At 71.0% G+C, this 24,952-nt stretch carries 25 protein-coding genes; 15 read left to right on the top strand and 10 right to left on the bottom strand.

What is annotated here, in order from left to right; translation table 11 throughout:
- Nucleotides 1-2: 2 nt before the first annotated feature.
- The 4 genes from ACFYZE_RS09840 to mce all read right to left on the bottom strand — a co-directional run bounded on the left by ACFYZE_RS09840 (nucleotide 3) and on the right by mce (nucleotide 6,679).
- A complete protein-coding gene (locus ACFYZE_RS09840; protein WP_388990678.1) occupies nucleotides 3-953 on the bottom strand; it encodes an ABC transporter ATP-binding protein in 951 nt (316 codons plus the stop codon).
- A gap of 86 nt (nucleotides 954-1,039) precedes the next feature.
- Nucleotides 1,040-1,975 (bottom strand): cellulose-binding protein, encoded by a 936-nt coding sequence (locus ACFYZE_RS09835; protein WP_103838626.1) that lies wholly within the window; start codon nucleotides 1,973-1,975, stop codon nucleotides 1,040-1,042.
- Between the two features lie 181 nt (nucleotides 1,976-2,156).
- The gene (gene scy / locus ACFYZE_RS09830) at nucleotides 2,157-6,005 is read right to left on the bottom strand and encodes a polarized growth protein Scy (RefSeq protein WP_388990676.1); all 3,849 of its coding nucleotides are present in this window, start codon (nucleotides 6,003-6,005) and stop codon (nucleotides 2,157-2,159) included.
- Between the two features lie 233 nt (nucleotides 6,006-6,238).
- Complete coding sequence (mce, locus tag ACFYZE_RS09825; protein WP_388990674.1) at nucleotides 6,239-6,679, bottom strand: methylmalonyl-CoA epimerase; 441 nt, start codon at nucleotides 6,677-6,679, stop codon at nucleotides 6,239-6,241.
- Nucleotides 6,680-6,827: 148 nt separating this feature from the next.
- Here mce and ACFYZE_RS09820 point away from each other — a divergent pair, with 148 nt between their 5' ends.
- The 3 genes from ACFYZE_RS09820 (at nucleotide 6,828) to ACFYZE_RS09810 (ending at nucleotide 10,548) form a co-directional block, all read left to right on the top strand.
- Nucleotides 6,828-8,030, top strand: coding sequence for an acetyl-CoA C-acetyltransferase (locus ACFYZE_RS09820; RefSeq protein ID WP_388990672.1), 1,203 nt, complete (start codon nucleotides 6,828-6,830; stop codon nucleotides 8,028-8,030).
- Nucleotides 8,031-8,077: 47 nt separating this feature from the next.
- A complete protein-coding gene (gene meaB, locus ACFYZE_RS09815) occupies nucleotides 8,078-9,034 on the top strand; it encodes a methylmalonyl Co-A mutase-associated GTPase MeaB (protein WP_103838630.1) in 957 nt (318 codons plus the stop codon).
- 221 nt (nucleotides 9,035-9,255) lie between these two features.
- Entirely contained in the window at nucleotides 9,256-10,548 is a 1,293-nt protein-coding gene (locus tag ACFYZE_RS09810) for an MFS transporter (protein WP_388990670.1), read from the top strand.
- 34 nt (nucleotides 10,549-10,582) lie between these two features.
- Here the strand turns inward: ACFYZE_RS09810 and ACFYZE_RS09805 are convergent, their stop codons facing one another.
- The 4 genes from ACFYZE_RS09805 to ACFYZE_RS09790 form a co-directional block, all read right to left on the bottom strand.
- Nucleotides 10,583-11,059 (bottom strand): MarR family winged helix-turn-helix transcriptional regulator, encoded by a 477-nt coding sequence (locus ACFYZE_RS09805; protein ID WP_388990668.1) that lies wholly within the window; start codon nucleotides 11,057-11,059, stop codon nucleotides 10,583-10,585.
- 92 nt (nucleotides 11,060-11,151) lie between these two features.
- Nucleotides 11,152-11,946 (bottom strand): AIM24 family protein, encoded by a 795-nt coding sequence (locus ACFYZE_RS09800; RefSeq protein ID WP_388990666.1) that lies wholly within the window; start codon nucleotides 11,944-11,946, stop codon nucleotides 11,152-11,154.
- Nucleotides 11,943-12,593, bottom strand: coding sequence for an AIM24 family protein (locus ACFYZE_RS09795; RefSeq protein ID WP_388990664.1), 651 nt, complete (start codon nucleotides 12,591-12,593; stop codon nucleotides 11,943-11,945). The genes ACFYZE_RS09800 and ACFYZE_RS09795 overlap by 4 nt, the downstream gene beginning before the upstream one ends.
- 1 nt (nucleotide 12,594) lies before the next feature.
- The gene (locus tag ACFYZE_RS09790; protein ID WP_388991438.1) at nucleotides 12,595-13,227 is read right to left on the bottom strand and encodes an AIM24 family protein; all 633 of its coding nucleotides are present in this window, start codon (nucleotides 13,225-13,227) and stop codon (nucleotides 12,595-12,597) included.
- Nucleotides 13,228-13,492: 265 nt separating this feature from the next.
- On the opposite strand from ACFYZE_RS09790, the gene ACFYZE_RS09785 reads away from it, so the two are divergent.
- From ACFYZE_RS09785 to ACFYZE_RS09765, 5 genes are all read left to right on the top strand, one after another.
- Complete coding sequence (locus ACFYZE_RS09785) at nucleotides 13,493-13,837, top strand: DUF3817 domain-containing protein (RefSeq protein WP_388990662.1); 345 nt, start codon at nucleotides 13,493-13,495, stop codon at nucleotides 13,835-13,837.
- Nucleotides 13,834-14,130: an MTH1187 family thiamine-binding protein gene (locus tag ACFYZE_RS09780; protein WP_388990660.1), complete on the top strand. Its 297-nt coding sequence runs from the start codon at nucleotides 13,834-13,836 to the stop codon at nucleotides 14,128-14,130. The genes ACFYZE_RS09785 and ACFYZE_RS09780 overlap by 4 nt, the downstream gene beginning before the upstream one ends.
- Before the next feature lie 162 nt (nucleotides 14,131-14,292).
- On the top strand, nucleotides 14,293-15,045 hold the full coding sequence (locus ACFYZE_RS09775) for a hypothetical protein (RefSeq protein ID WP_388990658.1): 753 nt from the start codon (nucleotides 14,293-14,295) through the stop codon (nucleotides 15,043-15,045).
- Nucleotides 15,042-15,722, top strand: coding sequence for a DUF4166 domain-containing protein (locus ACFYZE_RS09770; RefSeq protein ID WP_388990656.1), 681 nt, complete (start codon nucleotides 15,042-15,044; stop codon nucleotides 15,720-15,722). Before ACFYZE_RS09775 ends, ACFYZE_RS09770 begins: the two co-directional genes overlap by 4 nt.
- A complete protein-coding gene (locus ACFYZE_RS09765) occupies nucleotides 15,719-16,405 on the top strand; it encodes a TetR/AcrR family transcriptional regulator (protein ID WP_388990655.1) in 687 nt (228 codons plus the stop codon). The genes ACFYZE_RS09770 and ACFYZE_RS09765 overlap by 4 nt, the downstream gene beginning before the upstream one ends.
- Here ACFYZE_RS09765 and ACFYZE_RS09760 read toward each other — a convergent pair.
- On the bottom strand, nucleotides 16,377-16,808 hold the full coding sequence (locus ACFYZE_RS09760; protein ID WP_388990653.1) for an SRPBCC family protein: 432 nt from the start codon (nucleotides 16,806-16,808) through the stop codon (nucleotides 16,377-16,379). The two genes, ACFYZE_RS09765 and ACFYZE_RS09760, sit on opposite strands and share 29 nt — an antisense overlap.
- Nucleotides 16,809-16,935: 127 nt before the next feature.
- Here ACFYZE_RS09760 and ACFYZE_RS09755 point away from each other — a divergent pair, with 127 nt between their 5' ends.
- The 3 genes from ACFYZE_RS09755 to ACFYZE_RS09745 all read left to right on the top strand — a co-directional run bounded on the left by ACFYZE_RS09755 (nucleotide 16,936) and on the right by ACFYZE_RS09745 (nucleotide 19,624).
- Nucleotides 16,936-17,445 (top strand): MarR family winged helix-turn-helix transcriptional regulator, encoded by a 510-nt coding sequence (locus ACFYZE_RS09755; RefSeq protein ID WP_388990651.1) that lies wholly within the window; start codon nucleotides 16,936-16,938, stop codon nucleotides 17,443-17,445.
- A 65-nt stretch (nucleotides 17,446-17,510) separates the two neighbouring features.
- Entirely contained in the window at nucleotides 17,511-17,849 is a 339-nt protein-coding gene (locus ACFYZE_RS09750; RefSeq protein ID WP_103838639.1) for a DUF3817 domain-containing protein, read from the top strand.
- Nucleotides 17,850-17,923: 74 nt separating this feature from the next.
- Nucleotides 17,924-19,624, top strand: coding sequence for a methylmalonyl-CoA mutase (locus ACFYZE_RS09745; RefSeq protein ID WP_388990649.1), 1,701 nt, complete (start codon nucleotides 17,924-17,926; stop codon nucleotides 19,622-19,624).
- A gap of 46 nt (nucleotides 19,625-19,670) precedes the next feature.
- Here the strand turns inward: ACFYZE_RS09745 and ACFYZE_RS09740 are convergent, their stop codons facing one another.
- On the bottom strand, nucleotides 19,671-20,393 hold the full coding sequence (locus ACFYZE_RS09740; protein WP_388990647.1) for a TetR/AcrR family transcriptional regulator: 723 nt from the start codon (nucleotides 20,391-20,393) through the stop codon (nucleotides 19,671-19,673).
- A 279-nt stretch (nucleotides 20,394-20,672) separates the two neighbouring features.
- On the opposite strand from ACFYZE_RS09740, the gene ACFYZE_RS09735 reads away from it, so the two are divergent.
- The 4 genes from ACFYZE_RS09735 (at nucleotide 20,673) to ACFYZE_RS09720 (ending at nucleotide 24,913) form a co-directional block, all read left to right on the top strand.
- Nucleotides 20,673-21,647, top strand: a complete 975-nt coding sequence (locus tag ACFYZE_RS09735; protein ID WP_388990645.1) for a tetratricopeptide repeat protein — start codon at nucleotides 20,673-20,675, stop codon at nucleotides 21,645-21,647.
- 620 nt (nucleotides 21,648-22,267) lie between these two features.
- Nucleotides 22,268-22,924 carry a DUF6230 family protein gene (locus ACFYZE_RS09730; protein WP_388990643.1) on the top strand — a complete coding sequence of 219 codons (657 nt, stop codon included), beginning with the start codon at nucleotides 22,268-22,270 and terminating at the stop codon, nucleotides 22,922-22,924.
- A 128-nt stretch (nucleotides 22,925-23,052) separates the two neighbouring features.
- Nucleotides 23,053-23,589 carry a DUF6114 domain-containing protein gene (locus ACFYZE_RS09725; RefSeq protein WP_388990641.1) on the top strand — a complete coding sequence of 179 codons (537 nt, stop codon included), beginning with the start codon at nucleotides 23,053-23,055 and terminating at the stop codon, nucleotides 23,587-23,589.
- The gene (locus ACFYZE_RS09720) at nucleotides 23,579-24,913 is read left to right on the top strand and encodes a hypothetical protein (protein WP_388990639.1); all 1,335 of its coding nucleotides are present in this window, start codon (nucleotides 23,579-23,581) and stop codon (nucleotides 24,911-24,913) included. The genes ACFYZE_RS09725 and ACFYZE_RS09720 overlap by 11 nt, the downstream gene beginning before the upstream one ends.
- Nucleotides 24,914-24,952 lie beyond the last annotated feature (39 nt).

Below are 24,952 nucleotides of genomic sequence, written 5' to 3'. Positions count from 1 at the left end.
GGTCAGGCTCCCTTCTTCCAGCCGGCGCCCCACTCCCCGGCGGGCGCGTCCGCGCGGGCGTGGTACTCCACCGACGCGGCCGTCAGTTGCATGAACGCCTCCTCCAACGACGCCTGCTGGATGCTCAGCTCGTGCAGCACGATGTGGTGCCGAGCCGCCAGTTCGCCGATCAGCTCCGCCTTGCCGCCGTCCACCTCAAGCGCCCCGCTGCCCGTCTCGACCACCGTGACGCCCGCCTCGTGCAGGACGTCGAGCAGCCGCTCGCGCTGCGGGGAACGAATGCGCACATAAGTGCGCGAGTTGCGCCGGATGAAGTCGGCCATGGAGGTGTCGGCGAGCAGCCGGCCCTGGCCGATGACCACCAGATGGTCGGCGGTCAGCGCCATCTCGCTCATCAGGTGACTGGAGACGAACACCGTCCGTCCCTGCGCCGCCAGCGATTTCATCAGGGTCCGGATCCAGTGGATGCCCTCGGGGTCGAGACCGTTGACCGGCTCGTCGAACATCAGGATCCGCGGATCGCCGAGCAGCGCCGCCGCGATGCCGAGCCGCTGGGCCATGCCGAGCGAGAAGCCCTTGGCCTTCTTGCGGGCCACCGACGTCAGCCCCACGGTGTCCAGGACCTCGTGCACCCGGGAGGTGGGGATGCCGTTGCTCTGCGCCAGGCACAGCAGATGGTTCCAGGCGCTGCGCCCGCCGTGCACGGCCTTCGCGTCGAGCAGGGCGCCGATGGCCCGCAGGGGGTTCTTGAGCTGGTCGTAGTGCCTGCCGTCGATACGGACGTCCCCGGCGGTGGGGTGGTCGAGCCCGAGCACCATCCGCATGGTGGTGGACTTTCCGGCGCCGTTCGGACCGAGGAAGCCCGTGACGACACCCGGTCTGACGGTGAACGTGAGGCCGTCGACCGCCACTTTGTCGCCGTACCGCTTGGTCAGCCCCTCGAGCTCGATCATGCGGCCCACGCTAAAACGGCGCAAAGCCCCCCGCCACTTGAGTGGCGGAGGGCTTTGCGGATGTTCAGACGCCGTACGTCCCGGTGTTACCGGGACTGCTGCGCCGGGACCCCGCGCGAGATCGGCTCGTCCTCGGCCGGCGTGCCGGTCGCGGCGACCGCGGCGCCCGTGAGCGTCGCCAGCATCTCGCGGACGTTGGTGAGCTGGGCGTTGATGGAGTCGCGACGGTTCGTCAGCGCCGCGAGCTCGCGCTCGGATTCGGAGCGGATGCGGTCGGCCTTGGCGTTCGCGTCCGCGACGATGTCCTCGGCCTGGCGCTGGGCCGTCTCCACCGTCTGGCGGGCGCGGCGATCGGCGTCCGTGCGGAGCTTCTCCGCCTCCAGGCGAAGCTGCTCGGCGCGGTGCTCGATCTCCGCGAGGCGCTTCTCCGCCTTGGCCTGACGGGAGGCCAGGTCGCGCTCGGACTGCTCACGCCGCTTGGCGAGGTTCGTCTCGAAGTCGGCGGCGGCCTGAGCGGCCTTGGCGCGGGTCTCCTCGAAGAGGGCGTCCGCCTCCTCGCGCTTGGACTGGGCGTCCTTCTGCGCCTCGGCGCGCAGCTGGGCCGCGTCGCTCTTGGCCTTCTCGACGATCCGGAGGCCCTCGTCCTCCGCCTTCGCCTTGCGGTCCGCGGCGAACGACTCCGCGTCGTTGCGCACCTGCTGGGCGGCCGACTCGGCGAGTTCGCGGTGCTGCTCGGCGGCGCGACGGGCCTCCTCGCGCAGGTCCTTGGCCTCTTCCTCGGCGAGGCGGAGGATCTTCTCGACGCGCGCGCCGAGACCCGCGTAGGACGGCTCCGCGTCGCTGACGGCGGCCTGGGCGTTCTGCGTCTCGAGGTGGAGCTCCTCGATGCGCTTCTCCAGGGCGGTGATGCGGGCGAGAGCGCTGTCACGGTCGGAGACGAGCTTGGAGATTCGTTCGTCCACCTGAGCGCGGTCGTACCCACGCCGCACAAGCTCGAAGCCGTAGGGGGAAGTGTCGCTCATGGGGTTCCTGTCGAATGAGACCGGTGAGGTGATAGGGGAATCCTAGGGCGCAAAGCGGCGTGTCATCGAGCGGATGCGTGTTTGATCTGGAGAATGACACTCCTTTTGGGTGGCTGAGCTGCCGGGGGGCTTGCCAGGACCTGTACGAAGCGCCCCGGCAAGCATAGAACGGGGTTTCTGGCTAGCCTTCTGACGCCTTGCCACCCGAACGAGGTGCACCCACGGTGGCACCCGCCTTGACACCCGAGTCCTTGCCGGCGGACGGCGCCTCGAAGGACTCGAGCGCCTCCAGGACGTCCTGGACACGGGAGATCTCCGCGTTGATGTCCTCCCGCCGGCGCACCAGGATCTCCAGCTCCCGCTTGCCCTCCTCGACGGCCTTGCGGGCCTCGCGGATCGCCTCGGCCTTGATCTGCTCGGCCTCGGCGACCAGCGTGGCCTTCTTCTGCTCGGCCTCCTTCAGCAGCCCCTCGGCCTTCTTGACGGCGGCGATACGGACCTTGCCCGCCTCCGAGTTGGCCTCCGACAGCAGCTCCTTCGCCTGCGCCTTGGCCTTCTCCAGCTGCTCCTCGGCGGCCTTGACCAGGGCGTCGCACCGCTCGCCCGCCGATTTCATCGCCTCGGCCGACTCGCGCCGCGCCCGCTCGTGCAGCTCCTCGATCTCGGCGGTGATGCGCTCGCGCAGCTCCTCCGCGCGCTCCCGGATCTGGGTGGCGTCCCGGCGTGCGCCGACGAGGAGTTCGTCCGCGTCCGCCCGGGCCCGCTCCACCAGCGTGTTGCCCTCGACCGTCGCCTCGGCGACCAGACGGTCGGCCTCCGTGCGGGCGGCACCCACCATCGTGTCGGCCTGCGCCTCGGCGTCCGCCGTCGTCTTGCGGGCCGTCTGCTGGGCCTCCGTGAGGAGCTTGTCGGCTTCGGCGGCGGTCTCCGTGATGAGCTTGTCCACCTGCTCGGCCGCCTCGGAACGCCGCTTGTTGGCGTCCTTGCGGGCCTCGTCCAGGGTGCGCTCGGCCTCCTCGCGCGCCGCCGTCGTGATCCGCTCGGCCTCCGCCTCCGCGTCGGCCTTGACCCGCTCCGACTCGGTGCGGATCCGCTCGGCGTGCGCCTGCGCGGAGCCGACCGTCTCGGCGGCCTCGGCGCGCAGCCGCTCCGCCTCGTCGGTGGCGTCCGCGAGCAGTTTGTCCGCCTTGGCCACGGACTCCGCGCGCACCCGCTCGGCCTCGGCGGCGGTCTCCGTGGTGAGCCGCTCGGCCTCCGCGCGTGCCTCGGTGATGAGGGTGTCCGCCTGTGTGGCCGCGTCCGACCGGATCCGGTTGGCGTCCTCGCGCGCCTCCGCACGGGTGCGCGCCGCCGCCTGGTCGGCCTCGGCGAGCGTGTCCGACGCCTCGGTCCGCACGCGCTGTGCGTGCTCGGCGGCGTCCGTACGGAGCCGCTCCGCCTCGGCGATCGCGTCCGAGACCGTCCGCTCCGCCAGCGACTTGGCGGCCTCCGACTCCTCGGCGGCCTCCCGCCGGATGCGGTTCGCGTCCTCGGTGGCACGCTCGCGCTCCGCGTAGGCGTCGGAGCGGACCCGGTCGGCCTCCTCCTGCGCCTCGGTGCGCGTACGCTCCGCCGCGTGCTCGGCGGCCGAGCGCAGGCCGGTGATCTCCTCCTGCGCCTGCTCGTGCAGCCCGGCCACGGAGTCCCGCACCTGCTGGGCGTGCTGTTCGGCCGCCGACACCATCTCGGTGGCGCGCCGGTCGGCCTCCTCCACCAGCCGTACGGCCTCGGTCTGGGCCTCCTCGACCCGGGCGCGCGCGACTGCCAGCAGCTCCTCGCTCTGCTGCCGGGCGCGCTCGCGCTCCTGGTCGGCCTCCTGGCGGGCGGAGCCAAGGAGTTCCTCGGCCTCCCGGCGGCGCCGGACGGCCTCCTCCTGGGCGGCGGCCAGCGTCTCGGAGGCCTCCGTGCTCAGCCGCTCGGCCGCGGCCTGCGCCTCCGCGCGGACCCGGTCGGCGGTGTCCTGCGCCTCCGACTTCAGCCGCTCGGCCTCGGCCGCCGCCTCCGAGCGCAGGCGGACGGCGATGGCCTCGCCCTCCGCGCGCGAGGCCGACGCGTCCGAGGCGGCCTCGGTGCGCAGCCGCTCGGCCTCGGCCTCGGCCTGCGCCTGGAGCGTACGAATGCGCTCGGAGGCCTCCGTGCGCAGCCGGTCAGTCTCCTCCGCTGCCTCCCGGCGGATCCGCTCCGCCTCCGCACGGGCGTCGGAGAGGGCCTGCTCGGCCGAGGCGAGCCGCTGCTCGGCCTCCGACTGCAGGCGGGCCAGTTCCTCGGCGGCCTCCGCGCGGCGGGCCTCCACGGCCCGCTCGCTCTCCTCGCGCAGGGTGCGCGCGACCTTCTCGGCCTCCTCCTTGATCGCGTCCGCCAGCTCGACGGCCTCGGCGCGCTGGGTCTCGGCCTCCTTGCGGGTGCGCTCCAGGGCCTCCTCGGCCTGGCGGCGCAGCATCGAGGCGCGTTCGATCGCCTCGGTGCGGACCTTCTCGCTGTCGGCGGTGGCGGTGGTGCGCAGCTCGTCCGCGTCGGCCTTCGCCTTGGCGAGCAGCTCCTCGGCGGTCCTGGCCGCCTCCTCGATCTGCTGGACGGCCTCGCGGCGCGCCTCGGCGCGGATCTTCTCGCCCTCGGCCACCGCCTCGGCGCGCAGCTGCTCGGCCTCGCCGCGCAGCCGGCGGGCCTCCTCCTGCAGCTCGACCGTCTTGGCGCGGTACTCCTTGGTGTCGTCCTTGGCGGCGCCCTTGAGCTGCTCGGCGATGTCGTGCGCCTCGGCGCGCAGCCGGTCCGCCTCGGCCTCGGCCTCCTTGCGGATCCGGTCGGCCTCCTCGGCGGCGGCCTTGGTGGTCGCCGCGGCGTCCTGGGACGCCTTGTTGAGGACCTCCTCGGCCGTACGGGCCGCCTTGCCGAGCTGGGAGGCGGTCTCCTCGGCCGTGATCGTGCGGGCCTTCTCGGCGGCCTCCGCGACGATCTTCTCGGCCTCGGCGCGCGCGTCCGCGACGACCTGCTCGGCCTCGGCCTTGGTGGCCTCGGCCTCCTTGGTGGCCTCGCTGACCAGCCGGGCGACCTGCTCCTTGGCGGTACGGGTGCGCTGCTCGCCCTCCGTCTCGGCGCTCGAAAGGGCCTTGGCGGCGGCCTCCTTGGCCTCCGCGACGACCTTGTCGGCCTGGGCGCGGGCCTCGCGCAGCGCGGCCTCCGCCTCGGCCATCCGCTGCTCGGCGGCCCGGCTCAGCTCGGACGCCTGCCGGCGGGCGGCCTCCGACTCGGTGGCGGAGCTGGAGCGCAGCTGCTCGGCGTGGTCGGTGGCCTCCTGGGCCTGGGTGGAGGCGGCGTTCAGCAGCCGCTCGGCGTCCGCGCGGGCGCGGCGCAGGATCTGGTCCGCCTCCGCACGGGCGGACTCGGCGTCGTTCTGCAGCCGCTGCCGGGCCTCGGCGACCAGCCGCTCGGCCTCGACGCGGGCGGCGGCGAGGGCCTGCTCGGCCTCGGCGCGGGACTCCTCGACCAGGCGGCGGGCCTGGGCCTCGGAGCGGGCGCGCAGCTGCTCCGCCCAGGCCACGTTCTCGTTGACGTGCGACTCGACGGTCGCCCGGCGCTCGGCCAGCTCCTGGTCGAGCTGCTGGCGGCGGGCGACCGCCTCCGCGTGCAGCTCCGCCTGGAGGCGGGCGGCCTGCTCGGCGTGCTCCTGGAGGATGCGCTGGGTCTGTGCGCGGGCCTGGCTCAGCTCGCGCTCGGCCTCAGCCCGCAGCTGGTCCGCCTGCATCTGGGCGGTGCGCAGCATCTGCTCGGCCTGGTAGCCGATGTCGGCCCCGTCGTACGCGGGACGGGACATGAGGGTGCGGCGCGCCTCGTGCAGCTTGGCGCGCAGCACCTCGACCTGGTAGCCGAGGTCCTCGGCGTGCTGGATCGCCTTTTCCCGCTCGGTCTTCAGCCGCTCCATCTCGGCCTCGAACCGAGAGAGGTGGTCGACGTCAGCCGCCGGCTCTCGCTCCTGGCGTTCGTAGCCCCGCACTGCGCGGTCCCATCCGTCCCCTGGTCGCAAGTCTCTCCAAACGAGCTCCGTCCATCCGCCGAACGGGGCCCCCGGGGAATGGTGTCAGATCAACGGCGGAGCATGGGCTGCTGCCCCGGCGCTCGTCCCCCGAAACCCGGACCCCGGCACGTCCCGCCGGTGTCACGGCGGGACCCGGTCGCCCTGGTGGAGCGGCGACCGCCCCCAACCCTACCGGCCCCTATGTACGGGAGTCAGTGCTCAGGTGTCTCAACGGCCGCCGATGTGACCAGTTCTGTGAGAACGCCGTGGCAGTCCTTGGGGTGCAGGAAGGTGATCCGCGAGCCCATGGAGCCGCGCCGCGGCTCGTCGTACAGCACCCGCACGCCCTTGTCCTTGATCTCGGCGGAGTCACCGTCCACGTCCGCCGTGCCGAAGGCGATGTGGTGCACGCCCTCGCCGTTCTTCGCGAGCCACTTGGCGACGGTGGAGTCCTCGCGGATGGGTTCCAGCAACTGCAGGTAGGAGGCCCCGCCGTCGTCCGTGTTGTTGATCTTGAGCATGGCCTCGCGGACACCCTGTTCCTCGTTGACCTCGGTGTGGAACACGGAGAATCCGTACGTCGAGGTGTAGAACTCGACGGTCTTCTCGAGGTCGAAACAGGCGATTCCGATGTGGTCGATTCGCGTCAGCATGGAATCAGTGCAGCGCTCCCGCGGTGGTTACGCAACGTGCGCGCGATCACACTGACAGCCCGGTGACGGTTTGCCCTACCGCTCAGTACATTCGAAGTAAACCCTCGTTCACTCCTCGGCTGTGCAGGCCGGAAGGGGATCGCAGCTCATGTCTGGAACGAACAGCACGACCAGCGTCATCGTCGCGGGTGCGCGCACCCCGATGGGGCGGCTGCTCGGCTCGCTGAAGTCCTTCTCCGGAGCCGACCTCGGCGGCTTCGCGATCAAGGCCGCCCTCGACCGTGCGGGGATCGGTGGCGACCAGGTGCAGTACGTCATCATGGGCCAGGTGCTCCAGGCCGGGGCCGGGCAGATCCCGGCACGTCAGGCCGCGGTCAAGGCGGGCATCCCGATGAGCGTCCCGGCCCTGACGATCAACAAGGTGTGTCTGTCGGGCCTCGACGCGATCGCGCTCGCGGACCAGCTGATCCGTGCGGGTGAGTTCGACGTGATCGTCGCGGGCGGCCAGGAGTCCATGACCAACGCCCCCCACCTGCTGCCGAAGTCCCGGGAGGGCTTCAAGTACGGCGCGGTCCAGATGCTGGACGCGATGGCGTACGACGGGCTGACCGACTCCTTCGAGGGCATCGCCATGGGCGAGTCCACCGAGAAGCACAACACCCGCCTCGGCATCGGCCGCCAGGAGCAGGACGAGATCGCCGCCCTGTCCCACCAGCGGGCCGCCGCCGCCCAGAAGAACGGCGTCTTCGAGGCGGAGATCACTCCGGTGGAGATCCCGCAGCGCAAGGGCGAGCCGGTCGTCTTCGCCAAGGACGAGGGCATCCGCGGCGACACGACGGTGGAGTCGCTCGGCAAGCTGCGGCCGGCGTTCAGCAGGGACGGCACGATCACGGCCGGTTCCTCCTCGCAGATCTCGGACGGTGCGGCGGCCGTGGTCGTGATGAGCAAGGCCAAGGCGCAGGAGCTGGGCCTGGACTGGATCGCGGAGATCGGGGCCCACGGCAATGTGGCGGGACCGGACAACTCCCTGCAGTCGCAGCCGTCGAACGCGATCCTGCACGCCCTGAAGAAGGAGGGCCTGGAGGTCGCCGACCTCGACCTGATCGAGATCAACGAGGCCTTCGCGGCGGTCGCCGTGCAGTCAATGAAGGACCTTGGCGTTTCCACCGAAAAGGTGAATGTCAATGGCGGTGCCATTGCCCTGGGTCACCCGATCGGGATGTCCGGCGCCCGGCTCGTCCTGCACCTCGCCCTGGAGCTGAAGCGGCGCGGTGGCGGCGTGGGCGCGGCGGCGCTGTGCGGGGGCGGCGGCCAGGGTGACGCGCTGATCGTGCGGGTACCCAAGGCCTGAGCACCCTCGAACCGACCTCTTTGCGTGAACACGTGAACGGAGCTGTGATGCAGGACGTCTCCTCGCTGGTGGCCCAGGCCAGGGAAGGCCGGCCGCGGGCCGTGGCCCGGCTGATCTCCCTGGTGGAGGGGGCGTCCCCGCAGCTCAGGGAGGTCATGGCGGCGCTGGCCCCGCTGACGGGCAACGCATACGTGGTGGGCCTCACGGGCTCGCCGGGCGTCGGCAAGTCCACCTCCACGTCGGCGCTCGTGACCGCGTACCGCAAGCAGGGCAAGCGGGTCGGCGTGCTCGCCGTCGACCCGTCCTCGCCCTTCTCCGGCGGCGCGCTGCTCGGCGACCGGGTGCGGATGTCGGAGCACGCGTCCGACCCCGGCGTCTACATCCGCTCGATGGCCACGCGCGGTCACCTGGGCGGCCTGGCCTGGGCGGCTCCGCAGGCGATCCGGGTCCTGGACGCGGCGGGCTGCGACGTGATCCTGGTGGAGACGGTCGGCGTCGGCCAGTCGGAGGTCGAGATCGCCTCCCAGGCGGACACCTCGGTCGTTCTGCTGGCTCCCGGCATGGGCGACGGCATCCAGGCGGCGAAGGCGGGCATCCTCGAGATCGGTGACGTGTACGTCGTCAACAAGGCCGACCGGGACGGCGCGGACGCCACCGCGCGTGAGCTGAACCACATGCTGGGCCTGGGCGAGTCGCGGGCTCCCGGCGACTGGCGTCCGCCGATCGTGAAGACGGTCGCGGCCCGTGCCGAGGGCGTCGACGAGGTCGTGGAGGCGCTGGAGAAGCACCGGGCGTGGATGGAGGAGCGGGGCGTCCTGGCGGAGCGCCGGCTCTCCCGCGCGGCCCACGAGGTCGAGACGATCGCCGTGACGGCCCTGAGGGAACGCATCGGCGACCTCCACGGCGACCGCCGCCTGAGCGCCCTGGCGGAACGGATCGTGGCGGGGGAGCTGGACCCCTATCGGGCGGCGGACGAACTGGTGGCCGGTCTGACGCAGGGCTGACGAAGAGCGGACGGTCGGGCGCGGGCCTGACGGAAAAGTGCGTGGTCGACGCCCCGGTGCGTTGGTAGCGTGATCCACATGTTCCTCCTCTTGGCCTAGGGCTCGCCCAGGACCGCGATCGACGAGCAGCAGTGGCTGTGGTCGTCGCGGCACTCCGGCGTCCGCCCCATCGCCTCCAGCCGAGGAACCTCCGCGTGTCCGCGCCTTCTTCCGTTTCTTGCGTGCGGCCCTCCTATGCCGCCGTCCTCCGTGTCCCGCACGTCCGCCGTACCTTCGCCGCCGCCCTGGTCGCGCGACTGTCGTACGGGACGGTCTCCCTCTCCCTGATGCTCGCCGTGACCCGGGCGACCGGGTCGTACGCCGTGGCAGGCATGGTCATGGCGCTGTTCGGGGCCACGACCGTCCTGCTGTCGCCGCTGCGGGCGGCGTTCGTCGACCGGTACGGGCCACGGCGGGCGCTCGTGCCGATGGCCCTGCTGCACGCGGCGTTCCTGTGCCTGCTGGCCGCGACGACCTGGCGGCCCGGTGTGCCGGCGCTGCTGCCGGCCGCCCTGGCCACCGCCGCCGGGGCGTTTCCACCACCGCTCGGGCCCACCGTACGGGCCGTGTGGGGTGGCCTCTTCGACGACCGGCGGCTGGTGCAGCGGGCGTACGGGTTGGACTCCGTGGTCGAGGAGCTGGCGTTCGTATCGGGCCCGCTGTTGGTCGGTGCGGTGGTCCGGTACGCGCCACCGGCGGCCGGGGTGGCCCTGAGCGCGCTGCTGCTGACGGCCGGGACGATCGCCTTCGTCACCTCCCCGGCGGTGACCGGAGTACGGCCGCCCGCGGGGAAGCCGCCGCGCCCGTCAGGGCGGCTGCGGGGTGCCCGCGCTCTGGTGCAGCCGGTGCTCGTGGCCGGAGGCGTGGGACTGGCCGTGGGCGCGCTGGACCTCCTGGTCATGGCCTTCGCCGAGCAGCGCCGGTACGGCGACGACGTGGTGGCCTGGGTGCTCGCGGCGCTGTCCGCGGGCAGCGCGGTCGGAGGGCTGCTGTACGGGGCGATCGAGTGGCGGGGGAGCGCACGGGTGCGTCTGCCGCTGCCGGCGGCGGGTCTGGGCCTGGCCATGGCGGCGGCCGGGCTCGCTCCGGGCATCGGCGTCCTGACCGTGACCGTGGTCTGCGCGGGCCTGTGCATCGCCCCGGCCCTGACGACGTCGTACCTGGTCGCTGACGAGTCGGCCATGCCGGGCTTCCGCACTCAGGCGGGTGCCTGGGTGAACATGGCCGTGAACGGCGGCATCTCGGCCGGCTCGGCAGCGGTAGGCGGGTTGTTGGGGCACCTGCCGCTGGGGTGGTGCTTCGCGGTGCCGGGGGCGGTCGCAGTGGCTGCTGCGGGCTTGGCCGGATGCCTGGGGCCCACGGACGGAAAACGTCACGGTGGCCGTGCCCGCGCCCGAAGGGGCGCGGGAGGTGGCATCACGCGGCTCCGCCGCAGGGGCGCGACCAGCCGCAGCGGGCCCGCAGACGAGCACTGACCCGTGCCCCCTGCGGCTCGGCCCCCGGCGTCCGCTACGGCTTGCCCCGCTGTCCGCGCAGATGTTCCGCGATGGGTCGCAGGGACTTGTGGAGGTGTTCCAGGTCGTCCGGGGGCAGCAGGTCGATGAAGTGCCGCCGCACGGACGCCACATGGTGTGGCGCGACCTTCTTCATCGTCTCCATGCCGTGGTCCGTCAGGACCGCGTACAGACCCCGGCGGTCGGACTCGCAGTTCTCCCGGCGGACCAGGTCCGCGTTCTCCATACGGGTGATCTGGTGCGAGAGGCGGCTCTTGGACTGGAGGGTGGCGGCCGCGAGGTCGCTCATCCGCATTCGCATGCCCTCCGACTCCGAGAGGTTCACCAGGATCTCGTAGTCGTTCATCGTCAGGCCGAACGGCTGCAGATCCCTTTCCAGCTGGTAGGTCAGCAGCTTGTTGACCTCCAGGTGGGTGCGCCAGGCGCACTGTTCCGCATCCGTCAGCCAGCGCGTGGCCGTCTCGATCTCCATGAATGAAGTCTACCTAAAAAGTTGAAAGGCGAACTAGTGAGGGTGGTGTGACTGTGCGCACGCGTTCGACGTCACACTCCGCAGACTACCGCTCACAGCCCGAAGCGACGCTGGAGGTCCCCCAGCTGTCCGGGAAGACGCGGTGTCCCCGGCTGCCCCTGGTGGCCGGGTACCCCACCGCCGCCGGGTACGCCGGGCTCCTGCGGGACCACCCCCGTGTCCTGCTCGGCCATCAACGTCTCCGAGGACTGCAGCAGCACCGTGCCCGCTCCGACGAACTCGAACTGGTGCTCCTCCCCGGAGGCCCCGCCGATCCCCGTCATCGCACGTAGACCGCCCCATAGGCCCCTCAGATACCCATGGTCGTAGTGGTGGCACGGCGACGGGCAGTCGGCCCAGCCGACCAGGGCCTGCGGGTCCACCCGGATCGGGGGTTCCATGAACACCACCGGACCGTTGGACGCGGCCACGAACTTCCCGGTTCCGATGAGTGTGAGGAAGCCGGGAATGATCGACTGCTTCAGCGACAGACTTGGCTGAAAAGCGAGCAGGTTGCCCGAGCGAATGGTCAGATTGCCGTCCTCGAGGTCGTAGGAGTTCACGTCGAAGGCCCGGTCGGCGAGCAGCATCTTGCCCGAGCCCTCCGCCACCACCCAGTCGCTCGCGTGCAGTGGCGAATGGAACGACGTACGGACGAGACGGTCCAGACGGCCGTGCCCGACGCCGTTGAACTCCATCGAGCCGTAGTAGGCGATCATCTTGCCCTTCTGCAGGAACCACTGGCTCCCCTTGAGCTCCACGCAGAAGGTGTACTTGTTGACGTTGTCGTCGGCCGGCAGCGTCATCGGGTCGTACACGACGGGCCCCGCGCCCGGGTAGGTGGTCACAGCTTCTCCTCCGACGCCTGCACGTACACCACACCACTGCCGCTCAGCTCCAGCTGGAACGCCTCGCCGGAGCCGCGGCCCACCATGTCGCGCCAGCCGAGCGCCGTGGACAGCTTGTTGCGCACGTCGCCGTGGTGGGCGACATACGCCTGGGGGTCGACGTGGACCGGGCGCTGCGGGGTGATCGGCACCTCGAAGACGCCGCCGTGCGCCATGACGGCGACCGCGCCGTGCCCCGTCAGGGTCGTCGTGAACAGGCCCTGGCCGGTGACCTGGCCCCGGACCAGTCCCATGACGCCGCCCTGGGAGCCCATGAACATCGTGCCCTGCTGGAGGGTGCCCTCGAAGGCGAGCAGCCGGTCCGCCTCGACGTACAGCGTGTCGCCGGTCAGGTCGATCACCTGGATGTGGTGGCCGCCGTGCCCGAACAGCACCGTGCCGCTGCCCTCGACCGTCATCAGCGGCGTCGCCTCGCCTGCGACGCGGCGGCCGATCATCGACATGACCCCGCCCTGGCCGCCCTGGATGTTGGGGGTGAAGGAGACGTCGCCCTTGTAGGCGAGCATCGCGCCCCGCTGGCTGAACAGCCGCTGCCCGGGGACCACCGTCGCTTCGATCATCTTGGAGTTCACTTCGCGGAAGGCCATGTCAGAGGTCCCCCGCGATCGTGTTGCGCTCGCTGGGCTGCACGTACACCAGTCCGTCCCCCTCGAAGCGGATCTGGAAGGCCTCGCCGCCGCCCTCGCCGAGGAGTGTGCGGAACGTCACGCCCGACTGGAACGACTGCCGCAGGTTCCCCTGGTGCGCCACGTACGCGCCCGGGTCGACGGTCAGCGGGTACTGCGCGCTGACCCGCAGCACCACCGCCGGGCCGTCCGACATGATCGCCGCCTGGCCGTGCCCCTCGACCGTCGTCGTGAACAGGCCGTTGCCCTGCGAGGCGCCGCGCAGGCCGGTGAACGTCGTGCCCGTGCGCAGGCCGGCGTCCGTCGCGAGGAGGTTGCTCGACTCGACGAACAGCTTGTCGCCCTGGAGGCTGACGAGGTTGATCTCGGAGGCCCGGTCCGCGAACCAGCACGTCCCGTGCCCCTTCACCTCCATCACGGTCATCTGCTCGCCGGTGAGCCGCCGGGTCACCATCCCCCGGATGCCCTCACCGCCGCCGGTGAGCTTCTTGAAGGTCATCTGGCCGTCGTACGCGACCATGGAGCCGTTCTTCGCCTTCACGCCGTCCCCGGTCATGTCGACGGCCAGCACCTTGCTGTCTTGGAGTCGGAACATCGCCACGGAGCGAAGGTAACGGCCGGGTGGGTGGAGCGGACAGAGCCCGAAGGTGGATCCGCACCCTGAGCCCACCCCTAGGGGCTTCCAGCGGTCGGGTAACGGGCTTCCAGCGGTCGGGTAAGGGATGAGTCGGCGTGTCGCCGACACCCCGTACCCCCGTGCCCGGCCCGCCGCGTCCCGGATGTCACAATGGGCGGGCGCTTGTGCGTGCGTTCACAAAGCGCTCGCCCCTTCCGGACGAACCTCCCACCGAAGGTGACCCGTGGACATAAAGACCGCCACCGCCCTCCGCCGGCTCCGCCTGGTCTCGGCCCCCGAGGCCGTCTCCTTCCTGCTGCTGCTCGTCTGCTCGGTACTGAAGCGCACCACCGACTTCAACGCCGTGCCCGTGATGGGCTCGATCCACGGCGTCCTGTTCATCCTGTACGTGATCTTCTGGGCGGACGCCTGGAACCGCGCCAAGTGGCCGCTGAGGACCGCCGCCGTCTACTTCGTCCTCTCGGTGCTGCCCACCGGCGGCTTCTTCGCCGAGCGCAAGCTGCGCCGGGAGGCCGAGGACGCCGTCATCGCGGCCCGCGCCCGCAAGGAAGGGATCGTGAACGCGTGATCGTCGCTTTCTCCGTGACGCCGCTGGGCGTCGGCGAGGACGTGGGGGAGTACGTCGCCGACGCCGTCCGGGTCGTACGGGAATCCGGTCTGCCGAACCGCACCGACGCCATGTTCACCTCGATCGAGGGGGAGTGGGACGAGGTGATGGACGTGGTGAAGCGTGCCGTCGCGGTGGTCGAGGAGCGGGCGCCGCGCGTCTCCCTGGTCCTCAAGGCGGACATCCGTCCGGGCGTGAAGGACGGCCTCACCTCCAAGGTGGAGACGGTGGAGCGGCATCTGGCCGGCGGGTGAGGCAGCCCGTTCTGCTCCGCGACGGACGACCCCGGCCCCAGGGCCGGGGTTTTCTCCGCTCCGGCCTTTGAGCGATCGCTCAAATCTCCTGTAGTCTCACGGCAACCCGCTTGAGCGACTGCTCAAAAAGGGGCGCCTACCAGGGGATCAGGGGGATCCATCATGGGGCTCTACGTTGAGGCACACATACGGGCCGACCTCGACGAGCTGTGGGAACGCACTCAGGACCCCGCGCAGCACAGGCGCTGGGACCTCCGTTTCACCGAGATCGACCACCTGCCGCACGCGGAGGGCGAACCCCAGCGCTTCCGGTACGCGACGCGCGTCCTGCCCTTCCTGACGGTGTCCGGCACCGGCGTGTCGGCGGGGGAGAAGACGCGACCGGACGGCACCCGCATCTCCGCGCTGCGGTTCTCCTCACCCCACCCGCTGTCCCTGATCGCCGAGGGCAGCGGCTACTGGCGCTACCTCCCCGACGACGACGGCGTCCGCTTCCTGACCGGGTACGACTACCGGCCGCGCTGGGGTGCCTTCGGCTCCCTCGCCGACCGCCTGGTCTTCCGGCCCCTGATGGGCTGGGCGACGGCCTGGTCCTTCGACCGCCTGCGCCTGTGGTTGGAGCGAGGGGTCGCACCGCAGCGCGCGCTCGTGACCTGGCTGGCGGAGCTGGCCGCCCGTGCCCTGATCATCACCGCCGGCTGCACGGGCCTCGCCCTGGACCCCGTTCCCCGCCTCTTCGGCCCCTTCGCGGCGGTGATGGCCTACCCGTGCCCGCTGCTGCTGGTGGTCGCCGTCTCGCTGGCCCTGTTCAAGGCACCCCTGCCCAGCACCCCGGCCGCCCGCCGCTGTCTGCGCACCCCGCCCACGCGCGTCGGCGCACCCCGTCTCCTCACCACCCTGGAGCGGCCGTCATGACCTCCATCTTCCGGACGGCGATGGGTGCGGACTTCGAGCGGCTGCACCCCGAGCTGCGGCGCCGCTTCTCCGTGGGGCTGGCGGGCGGCGAGGCGTGCACGGGGCGCGGTGTGATGGACCGCGTCTGGCACGGCCGGGGGCTGGTGAAGCCGTTCCTCGTCCTGGGCGGCACCCGGAACATCCTCCTCCCGCGCCAGGGACGGAACGTCCCCTTCGTCATCGAGAACGTCCCGTACGCCGACACCTTCGGCCGTGAGACGGTGACGTTCGTGCGTACCTTCGACCTCTCCGGCCGGGTCCGCCGCTTCGATGCGCAGATGGTGCTGAGCCCGAAGGGCGACCGCATTCTGGACTACCTCGGCACCCACCAGCACCTGGCGAGCGAGCTGCGGTTCTCGGCGGAGCCGGACGGGTCGCTGCTGATCCGCTCCGGTGAGCACCGCTTCCGCGAGGGACCGGTCGACGTGCGCGTGCCGGAGGCCATCGGCGGGCAGGCGGAGGTCCGGGAGTCGTTCGACGAGTCGACGGGACGGTTCCGGATCCGGGTGCGGGTGGTGAACCGGTACGTCGGCCCGTTGTTCGGCTATGAAGGGTCGTTCACGGTGTCGTACTCGGATGCCGGTGTGCGCGGGGTCCGCCCCGGGCTGCGGCCGGTGCGGGAGGAGGCGCGGGCGTGAGCGAGGCGACGAAGATCAAGCTGCTTCGGGGGGCGCTGAGCGCGCTCACCGAGCAGGGGATCGCCAAGACGTCCGCGCGGACGATCGCGGCGGCCGCCGGGGTCAACCAGGCGCTCGTCTTCTATCACTTCGGCTCGGTGGACGAACTGCTGGCGGCCGCGTGCCGGTACGGGACACAGCAGCGGGTGGCGCACTACCGGGAACGGCTCGACACGATCGGCTCGCTCGGTGAGCTCCTCGTGTTCGCCCGGGAGATGCACGAGGAGGAGAAGGCGGCCGGGCATGTGGCGGTGCTGGGCCAGCTGCTGGCGGGCGCGCAGACGCATCCCCGCCTCGCGCCGGCGACGGCCGCGGGACTCGACCTGTGGATCGTGGAGATCGAGCGGGTCCTGGAACGGGTGCTCGCGGCGACGCCGCTCGGGGAGTTCGCCGACGCCGGGGGGCTCGCGCGCGCCGTGTCGGCGTCTTTCGTGGGGATCGAGCTGTACGAGGGCGTGGACCCGGAGGGAGCGGGCGCGGCGCTCGGCGCCCTGGACCAGCTGGCCCTTGTCGTGGCGGCGCTGGACGATCTGGGCCCGGTGGCTCAGCGGGCGGTCCGCCACACGCTGCGCCGGGCGTCGCGCGCCCGGGGGTCCCGCCCCGAGGGGCCCTCGCTCAGCTCCCCTGCTCCACGTACTCCTTGAAATGCTCCAGATCGCTGCGCACCAGCCTTTCGATGGCGCTCGCCTGGGCGAAGCCCCTCGGGCCGCCGAACGTCTCCCTGACCGCACCCGGGTCGTATGCGAGCCGCGCCTGCACCCGGGTGTGGTCCCTGTCGATCGACTGCAGTGAGAAGGAGCACTTCAGCTCGGGCTCGCCCGTGGTACGCCACTCCATCACACGTTCCCCGCCGCGGTCGGAGACCTCCGCCTCGATCTCCCGGGCCCGGCCGCCCGCCTCGACGTCCAGATGCGCCCGGCCGCCCGCCTCCGTGCGTGCGTCCCGCAGCCCGTCCACGAACCGCGGATAGTTCTCCACCCGGTGCAGGCTCTCCCAGGCCGTGTCGATCGGGACTCCGACATCCACGTGTTCCTCGAGGGTGCTCATGGCTGACCTCCGCGTTGGGTCGTCCCCCCTTCTGCCTTCTGCTTCCAGTGTGCGCCCGGCGACAGCCCGTGGACCGAAAAGCGAGACGGGGCTGACCAGCATGTGACCGGCCGGTAAGGTCGATGGCGTGCCGAAGCCCCTCAGCCTGTCCTTCGATCCCATCGCCCGCGCCGACGAGCACTGGAAGCAGCGGTGGGGAAACGTGCCGTCCATGGCGGCGATCACCTCGATCATGCGGGCGCAGCAGATCCTGCTCGCGGAGGTCGACGCGGTGGTGAAACCGTACGGACTGACCTTCGCACGGTACGAGGCGCTGGTACTGCTCACCTTCTCCAAGGCGGGCGAGCTGCCCATGTCCAAGATCGGCGAGCGGCTCATGGTGCACCCCACGTCGGTCACCAACACCGTGGACCGCCTGGTCAGGTCCGGCCTGGTCGCCAAGCGGCCCAACCCCAACGACGGCCGCGGCACCCTCGCCTCCATCACCGACAAGGGCCGCGAGGTCTGCGACGCGGCCACCCGGGACCTGATGGCGATGGACTTCGGGCTCGGCTGCTACGACGCGGAGGAGTGCGCCGAGATCTTCGCGATGCTGCGTCCGCTGCGCATCTCCGCGGGGGACTTCAAGGAGGGCTGACCGGTGCTCGCGCGGCGCCGGGGGTGCCGGAAGATCGACGCAAACCGGCCGTTACGCTCGTAGCCATGAAAAAGAGCGTGCTGACCCGCTACCGCGTGATGGCCTACGTCACCGGTGTGCTGCTGGTCCTGCTGACCCTCGGTGTCATCGCCAAGTACATCCTCGACGTGAACGGCGCCGCCGACTTCACCCGTGTCATCGGCATCGCCCACGGCTGGCTGTACGTCATCTACCTGGTCTTCGCCTTCGACCTGGGTTCGAAGGCGAAGTGGCCGGTGGGCAAGCAGCTGTGGGTCCTGCTCGCGGGGACGATCCCGACGGCCGCCTTCTTCGTGGAGCGCAAGGTCACCCACGAGCTCGAGTCGAAGATCGCGGAGGACGCTCCCGCGGTCGCGAAGGCGTAGCGGACACCGCCGTACGAAGCCGTACGGCGGTCTGCCGTCGACATTTACTTGGACGTCCTAGTAAATTCGGGGGTATGGACGCTGACGCCATCGAGGAGGGCCGCCGACGCTGGCAGGCCCGGTACGACGCCTCACGCAAGCGCGAGGCCGATTTCACGACGCTCTCCGGCGATCCCGTGGAGCCCGTGTACGGGCCCCGGTCCGGAGACACCTATGAGGGTTTCGAGCGGATCGGCTGGCCCGGTGAGTACCCCTTCACCCGCGGCCTGTACCCGACCGGCTACCGGGGGCGGACGTGGACCATCCGCCAGTTCGCCGGGTTCGGCAACGCCGAACAGACGAACGAGCGCTACAAGATGATCCTGGACGCCGGTGGCGGAGGCCTGAGCGTCGCCTTCGACATGCCGACCCTCATGGGCCGCGACTCCGACGACCCGCGTTCGCTCGGCGAGGTCGGGCACTGCGGCGTCGCGATCGACTCGGCCGCGGACATGGAGGTCCTGTTCAAGGACATCCCCCTCGGCGACGTCACCACCTCGATGACGATCAGCGGGCCGGCGGTCCCCGTCTTCTGCATGTACCTGGTCGCCGCCGAGCGACAGGGCGTGGACCCCTCCGTGCTCAACGGCACCCTCCAGACCGACATCTTCAAGGAGTACATCGCCCAGAAGGAGTGGCTCTTCCAGCCCGAGCCGCATCTGCGCCTCATCGGCGACCTGATGGAGCACTGCGCGTCCCGCATCCCCGCCTACAAGCCGCTGTCCGTCTCCGGCTACCACATCCGGGAGGCGGGCGCCACGGCCGCGCAGGAGCTGGCGTACACGCTCGCCGACGGGTTCGGGTACGTGGAGCTGGGGCTCAGCCGCGGGCTCGATGTGAACGTGTTCGCGCCGGGCCTGTCCTTCTTCTTCGACGCGCACGTCGATTTCTTCGAGGAGATCGCCAAGTTCCGCGCGGCGCGGCGCATCTGGGCGCGCTGGATGCGGGACGTGTACGGGGCGACGAGCGAGAAGGCGCAGTGGCTGCGCTTCCACACGCAGACGGCCGGGGTCTCCCTGACCGCGCAGCAGCCGTACAACAACGTGGTGCGCACGGCGGTGGAGGCGCTGGCGGCGGTGCTCGGCGGCACCAACTCGCTGCACACCAACGCCCTGGACGAGACGCTCGCGCTGCCGTCCGAGCAGGCGGCGGAGATCGCGCTGCGGACCCAGCAGGTGCTGATGGAGGAGACCGGGGTCGCCAACGTGGCCGATCCGCTGGGCGGTTCGTGGTACGTGGAGCAGCTGACGGACCGGATCGAGGCGGACGCGGAGAAGATCTTCGAGCAGATCAAGGAGCGGGGGCTGCGGGCGCACCCCGACGGGCAGCACCCGATCGGGCCGATGACGTCCGGGATCCTGCGGGGCATCGAGGACGGGTGGTTCACCGGGGAGATCGCGGAGTCCGCGTTCCGGTACCAGAAGGCGCTGGAGAAGGGCGACAAGAAGGTGGTGGGCGTGAACGTCCACACCGGGTCGGTCACCGGGGACCTGGAGATCCTGCGGGTCAGCCATGAGGTGGAGCGGGAGCAGGTGCGGGTGCTGGGCGCCCGGCGGGCGGCGCGGGACGAGGCGGCGGTTCGCTCCGCTCTGGACGGGATGCTGGCTGCGGCGCGCGACGGCTCCAACATGATCGAGCCGATGCTGAACGCCGTACGCGCGGAGGCGACGCTCGGCGAGATCTGCGGGGCGCTGCGGGAGGAGTGGGGGGTGTACACGGAGCCGGCCGGGTTCTAGGCGCGGCTGGGCGGGGGGTGGCGTCTGCCTGGTTTCGCCCGCCGCCCTACCCTTCCCGTCCCCGGGGGCTCCGCCCCGGGGCTCCCGTATCGGCCTGGACGGCCTCGTCCTCGCACTCCCCCGGGCTCTTCGCGCCGGGGGGACCCCCGGACGGGCTGTTGGCGGTAAGCCCCAGCAACAGGACTCGGGTGAAGCTGTGCACCCACTCCTCGTCCGCCGGGCGGGCGCTCACCAGGGTGCGGTGGACCACCGCGCCCGCCACCATGTCGAAGATCAGGTCGGCCGTGCGGGCCGTCTCCTCCGGGTCGGTCTCGGGGGGCAGCTCGCCGCGGGCCGTCGCGCGGGCGCGGCCCGCCAGGACCAGGCGTTTCTGGCGGTCGACGATGGAGGCGCGGATCCGTTCGCGCAGGGCGTCGTCCCGGGTGGACTCCGCCACCACCGCCATCAGGCCGCTCTTGGCCTCCGGGCGGTCCAGGATCGCCGCGAACTGCAGCACCACGCCCTCGATGTCCGCGGCCAGGCTGCCCCGGTCCGGCAGCTCGAGCTCGTCGAAGAGTTCGGCCACCGCGTCGACCACGAGTTCGTTCTTGCCCGCCCAGCGGCGGTAGAGGGTCGTCTTCGCGACCCCCGCACGTGTCGCCACATCCCCCAGCGTGAGCTTCGACCAGCCGAGTTCGACCAGCGCCTCGCGCGTCGCCTCCAGGATCGCGGCGTCCGCGGCGGCGCTGCGCGGGCGCCCCGGACGGGCGGCGGACGGGCTGCTCTGCATGTCAATGACGATATCCGGCCCCCTCGGTGGCGATATCCGAGCGTCGTGTGAAGTGGTGAGGGAGATCACCGGCGGACTGGTCACAGACACCCCCGGGGACAGTTACGCTACGACTCGTAGCGAAAGCGTGCGCGCGTCCCGCGCGTGCCGTGTTCGCGAGCGACGACCACTGGCGCCGGGTGGGGACCCGGCCACGGAGCACGACCCGCCGGGCACGGTAACGGGCACGGCTTTCACCACGCTTTTCACAGCGGCGCAGGGAAGGGGGAGGATGTACTCATGCAGCCACGGAACATGTCCATGAGCGGAGTCGTCGACCTCGCCGCGGTGAAGGCAGCCCAGGAGGCGAAGGCGAAGGCGGAGCAGGCGCGCGCCGAAGCGGCCCGGCAGGGCGGGGGAGGGGCGGTCTCCCCGGCCGACCTCGTCATCGACGTCGACGAGGCCGGGTTCGAGCGCGACGTCCTGCAGCGGTCCACCGAGGTGCCCGTCGTCATCGACTTCTGGGCCGAGTGGTGCCAGCCCTGCAAGCAGCTGAGCCCGGTCCTGGAGCGGCTGGCCGTCGAGTACAACGGCCGGTTCGTGCTCGCCAAGATCGACGTCGACGCCAACCAGATGCTGATGCAGCAGTTCGGCATCCAGGGGATCCCGGCCGTCTTCGCGGTCGTCGCCGGGCAGGCGCTGCCCCTCTTCCAGGGCGCCGCCCCCGAACAGCAGATCCGCGCGACCCTCGACCAGCTCGTCCAGGTCGCCGAGCAGCGCTTCGGCCTGACCGGTCTGACCGTCGACTCCGACGCCGAGCCGGACGGCGCGCAGCAGGCCCCTCAGGCCCCGATGGGCCCTTACGACGCCGCGCTCGAAGCGGCCGTGGAGGCGCTGGACGCGGGCGACTTGGGCGGCGCGATCCAGGCGTACAAGAACGTGCTGAGCGACGACCCGGGCAACACGGAGGCCAAACTGGGCCTCGCCCAGGCCGAGTTGCTGCAGCGGGTGCAGGGGGCCGACCCGCAGCAGGTGCGCAAGGAGGCCGCGGAGAAGCCCGGTGACGTGGCGGCGCAGATCGCCGCGGCCGACCTGGATCTGGTGGGCGGACACGTGGAGGACGCATTCGGGCGGCTGATCGAGACGGTGCGGCGCACGGCGGGTGACGACCGGGACGCCGCACGGCTGCGGCTGCTGGAACTCTTCGAGGTGGTGGGCGCCGACGACCCGCGGGTGGCGGCGGCGCGGAGGGCGCTCGCGAGGGCCTTGTTCTGACCAGTCGCTAAACGCCCGGGGTTGTGATGCCCGGGTGAAAGATTTGCCGACAGAGGTTGACGGCGGTCGCGCTTTACCAAATCTTGGTAATCGCGGCCGCTGTTACTGCGAGTAAGGCGAGCCCGTTGTTCTGTCGGGTTCTGTCCGCTCTTCAATCGTTTCGCCATCTCCCTTTGCGCCACGAAGAGTTGCCGGGCGATGCCGGGCGGTCGTCGGGCGGTTATCCGGCCGTTACTAGTGAGTAACGAACCCCCTTGCGGGGGCGGCGAGAATGCACCACGATCGGCCACGCTCGGTCCATCGCCGTACCCGACACCCAGCCGGGGCAACGGATTTTCGTGGGTCCCCACCGAGCAGGAGCCGGCGGCAGTGGCGTCGGCTCCTGGACAGGGGGGTCTCCGCCGCGGCGGAGCCTGTCCGGAGGTTGTGCGTGATGCGTGTCAGGCGCGACCAGTGGTTGTCGCTCGGGGGTGATCGCCGGTGATTGGGGCGCATATCGCGCCTCCGAGCGCGGGCGCTCTCCTTCCCGAGGACGTAGCACTTCTCCCATCCCTGCCCGGCCGAGCCGCCGACCGGCAGCTGGCCCGGATCAGGAGATGTACGTCCGAGAAGGAGGAAATATGGAGTCCCAGGTGCGTGGCGGGACCAGATGGAAGCGGTTCGCTGTGGTCATGGTGCCCAGCGTCGCCGCGACAGCAGCAATAGGTGTCGCCCTCGCGCAGGGCGCTCTCGCCGCGTCGTTCAGCGTGTCGGGGCAGGATTTCAAGGTGACCGCGGGCCAGTTGGTCGGCACCGGCTTCACCCAGTACGGCGCGATGGACACCGGCAAGGGCCTCGACGGCAAGGACCAGGCGCACCCGGTGGCGGTCTCGGCGTTCAACCACGCCACCATCACCAAGATGTGCCAGTCCGTGGTCACCCCGATCCCGTTCCTGAACAAGAACGTCACCTTCAAGCTGACCGCGGGTGACAAGGGCAAGGACGTCGAGGCGGAGCAGCTCTTCATCGACGTCGCCGACCTCGACTCGACCCAGGCCGAGTTCAGCAACATCGACATCGGCGTCGCGGCCGGGAGCGTCACCAAGGGCCCGAAGCCCAAGGCCGACGAAATCCAGCAGCAGAAGACGAGCCCCTACGGGTTCGCCCAGCAGGCCGACAAGGCCGTGCTGACCGATGTGAAGCAGACGGCGTGGGCGACCACCGCCGGCACCTTCAAGCTCGCCAACCTGCACATGGGACTGCAGTGGGGCAGCGGCGAGGGAATCGAGTGCTACTAGGCACTCGGTGACGGGCGAGGGAGCCACCGGTCTCCCCGCCCGTCCTCTCTCTGCCTTCATCGGCCGACCCACCCCCCCCACCGCAGCACCCCCCTCACCACAGCAACACCGCTCCAGGGAGCTATTCGATGAACGCCGAGTCGCCCGCGCAGAACGAGCACTATCTCCGCGTCTTCCGGCAGCGCTTCCGCGACTGGCGGGGCGCCCGTCCGTTCTGGGCCGGACTCTTCGTCCTGTTCGGCGGCTTCCCGATCATGTACTTCCCGTACGCGCACATAAAGATCGGTGCGCTCACGGTGGCGATGGCGACCACCGCGGGAGCCGGGTCCCTGATCATCGGCGTGCTCCTCGTCGTCCTGGGCTTGACCCTGTGGTTCCAGCAGCACGTACGGGTCTTCGCGGGTGTCGCGGCGATCCTGCTGGCGCTGGTGTCCATCCCGGTGTCCAACTTCGGCGGCTTCGTCGTCGGCTTCCTGTTCGCCCTCATCGGCGGGGCGATGGCCGTGGCGTGGGCGCCGGGCCTGCCGCCCGCGCCGCAGGCGGCGCAGGAGGCAGGCAAGGGGGAGGGGGGCGCCCCCGGGGCCGTGGACGGTGCGGGTCTGCCGAACGATCTGTCAGGAACGAGCCCGGCCAACGGGGCGAACGGGAGGCACAGTGCCGGCTGACGAGGTTACTCACGGGGCTGACGCGGACGCGTCCCGTGTGAGAACCGGGCCGCGTCACGCGGCCCCCAGGAAGCCGCTGTTCACCAGGTTCCACATGCCGGCCGGAAAGGCGATAGCCCTGGCGGCGATGCCGACGGCGGTCCTCATGGGGATGGGGCTCACGCCGACGCTCGCCCGTGCCGCCGACCACACGCCGTCGTCCAAGAACCTGACGGTCGACGAGTACCAGAAGTGCGTGGAGGCCCTGGACGGCTCCAAGGACGCCTCGTCCTCGCCGTCGCCGTCGTCATCCGCGTCGGCGAGCCCCTCGAAGTCCGCCGACACGCCGGAGCCGACGTCCTCGGCGTCCCCTGCGCGCAGTTCGGGGAAGGCGTCGGACACCACGTCGGGCAAGACCTCTTCGTCGGATTCAGGTTCCGACGACAAGGCCGGGCCCACGCCGTCGAAGAGCACGGCGGGTACCTCCTCGGGCAGCGGTGCGTCCACGCCGAGCCCGTCGGCCTCCGCGAGCGGCGGGAACCTGCTGGAGACGATCGGCGACGCCATCACGGGCGTCCTCACCGGCGGCTCCGGATCCGGTTCCGGCACGTCCGCGAGCCCCTCCGCCACTCCGTCCCCCTCGGCCTCGGCGTCCGCCACGAAGGGCACCGACGCGCCGAAGGACCTGTCGGGCACCGTCAAGGACACGACCGGGAAGGTCACCGGCACGGTCGAGGGCACCGTGAAGGGCGCGACGGACACGGCGTCGAAGGCGGCCTCCGAGGCGGCCAAGGCGGCGGGCGACACCGTCAAGGCGGCCGAGTCCGCGGCCGCGAGCCCGTCCCCGAGCTCCAGCACGTCCGCCGTGGACTGCCCGGCGGCGACCGGCGAAGAGGGCGGCGTCGAGAAGATCCTGTCCCTGCCCGACAAGCCGTGGCACCTGCAAGCCAGCTCGCTGCTGCTCAAGGGCGCCGACTACCAGGGCGTCGTCAAGGTGCGCACCGCGAACGGCACCGTCAAGAGGGTCCTGAAGTACGTCATCTCCGACGGCACCGACATCGGCGACCTGCACCAGCTGGTCGACGGGCCCAACGGAGTGACGTACCACGTCCAGGCCGCCAAGGGCTCGACGTCGACCATCCGGGACGGCAAGACGGTGATGTACACGGAGAGCATCTCCGGCAACCTGCTCGGCCTGATCCCGGTCACGTTCAGCCCGGACAACCCGCCGCCGCTGAACATCCCGCTGATCTACTTCACCAACGTGAAGGTGACCCAGGCCGGCCAGTTCGGTGGAACGCTGACCGTCCCGGGTATGCGTCAGTACGTCACCGGCGCGAACTGAGCGCGCCTCAGGACCAGTTCGGGAGCCGCACACAGAGGG

The sequence above is a fragment of the Streptomyces sp. NPDC001796 genome, assembly GCF_042892355.1.
GTDB lineage: Bacteria > Actinomycetota > Actinomycetes > Streptomycetales > Streptomycetaceae > Streptomyces.
This window is presented reverse-complemented; position numbering and strand designations above follow the sequence as displayed.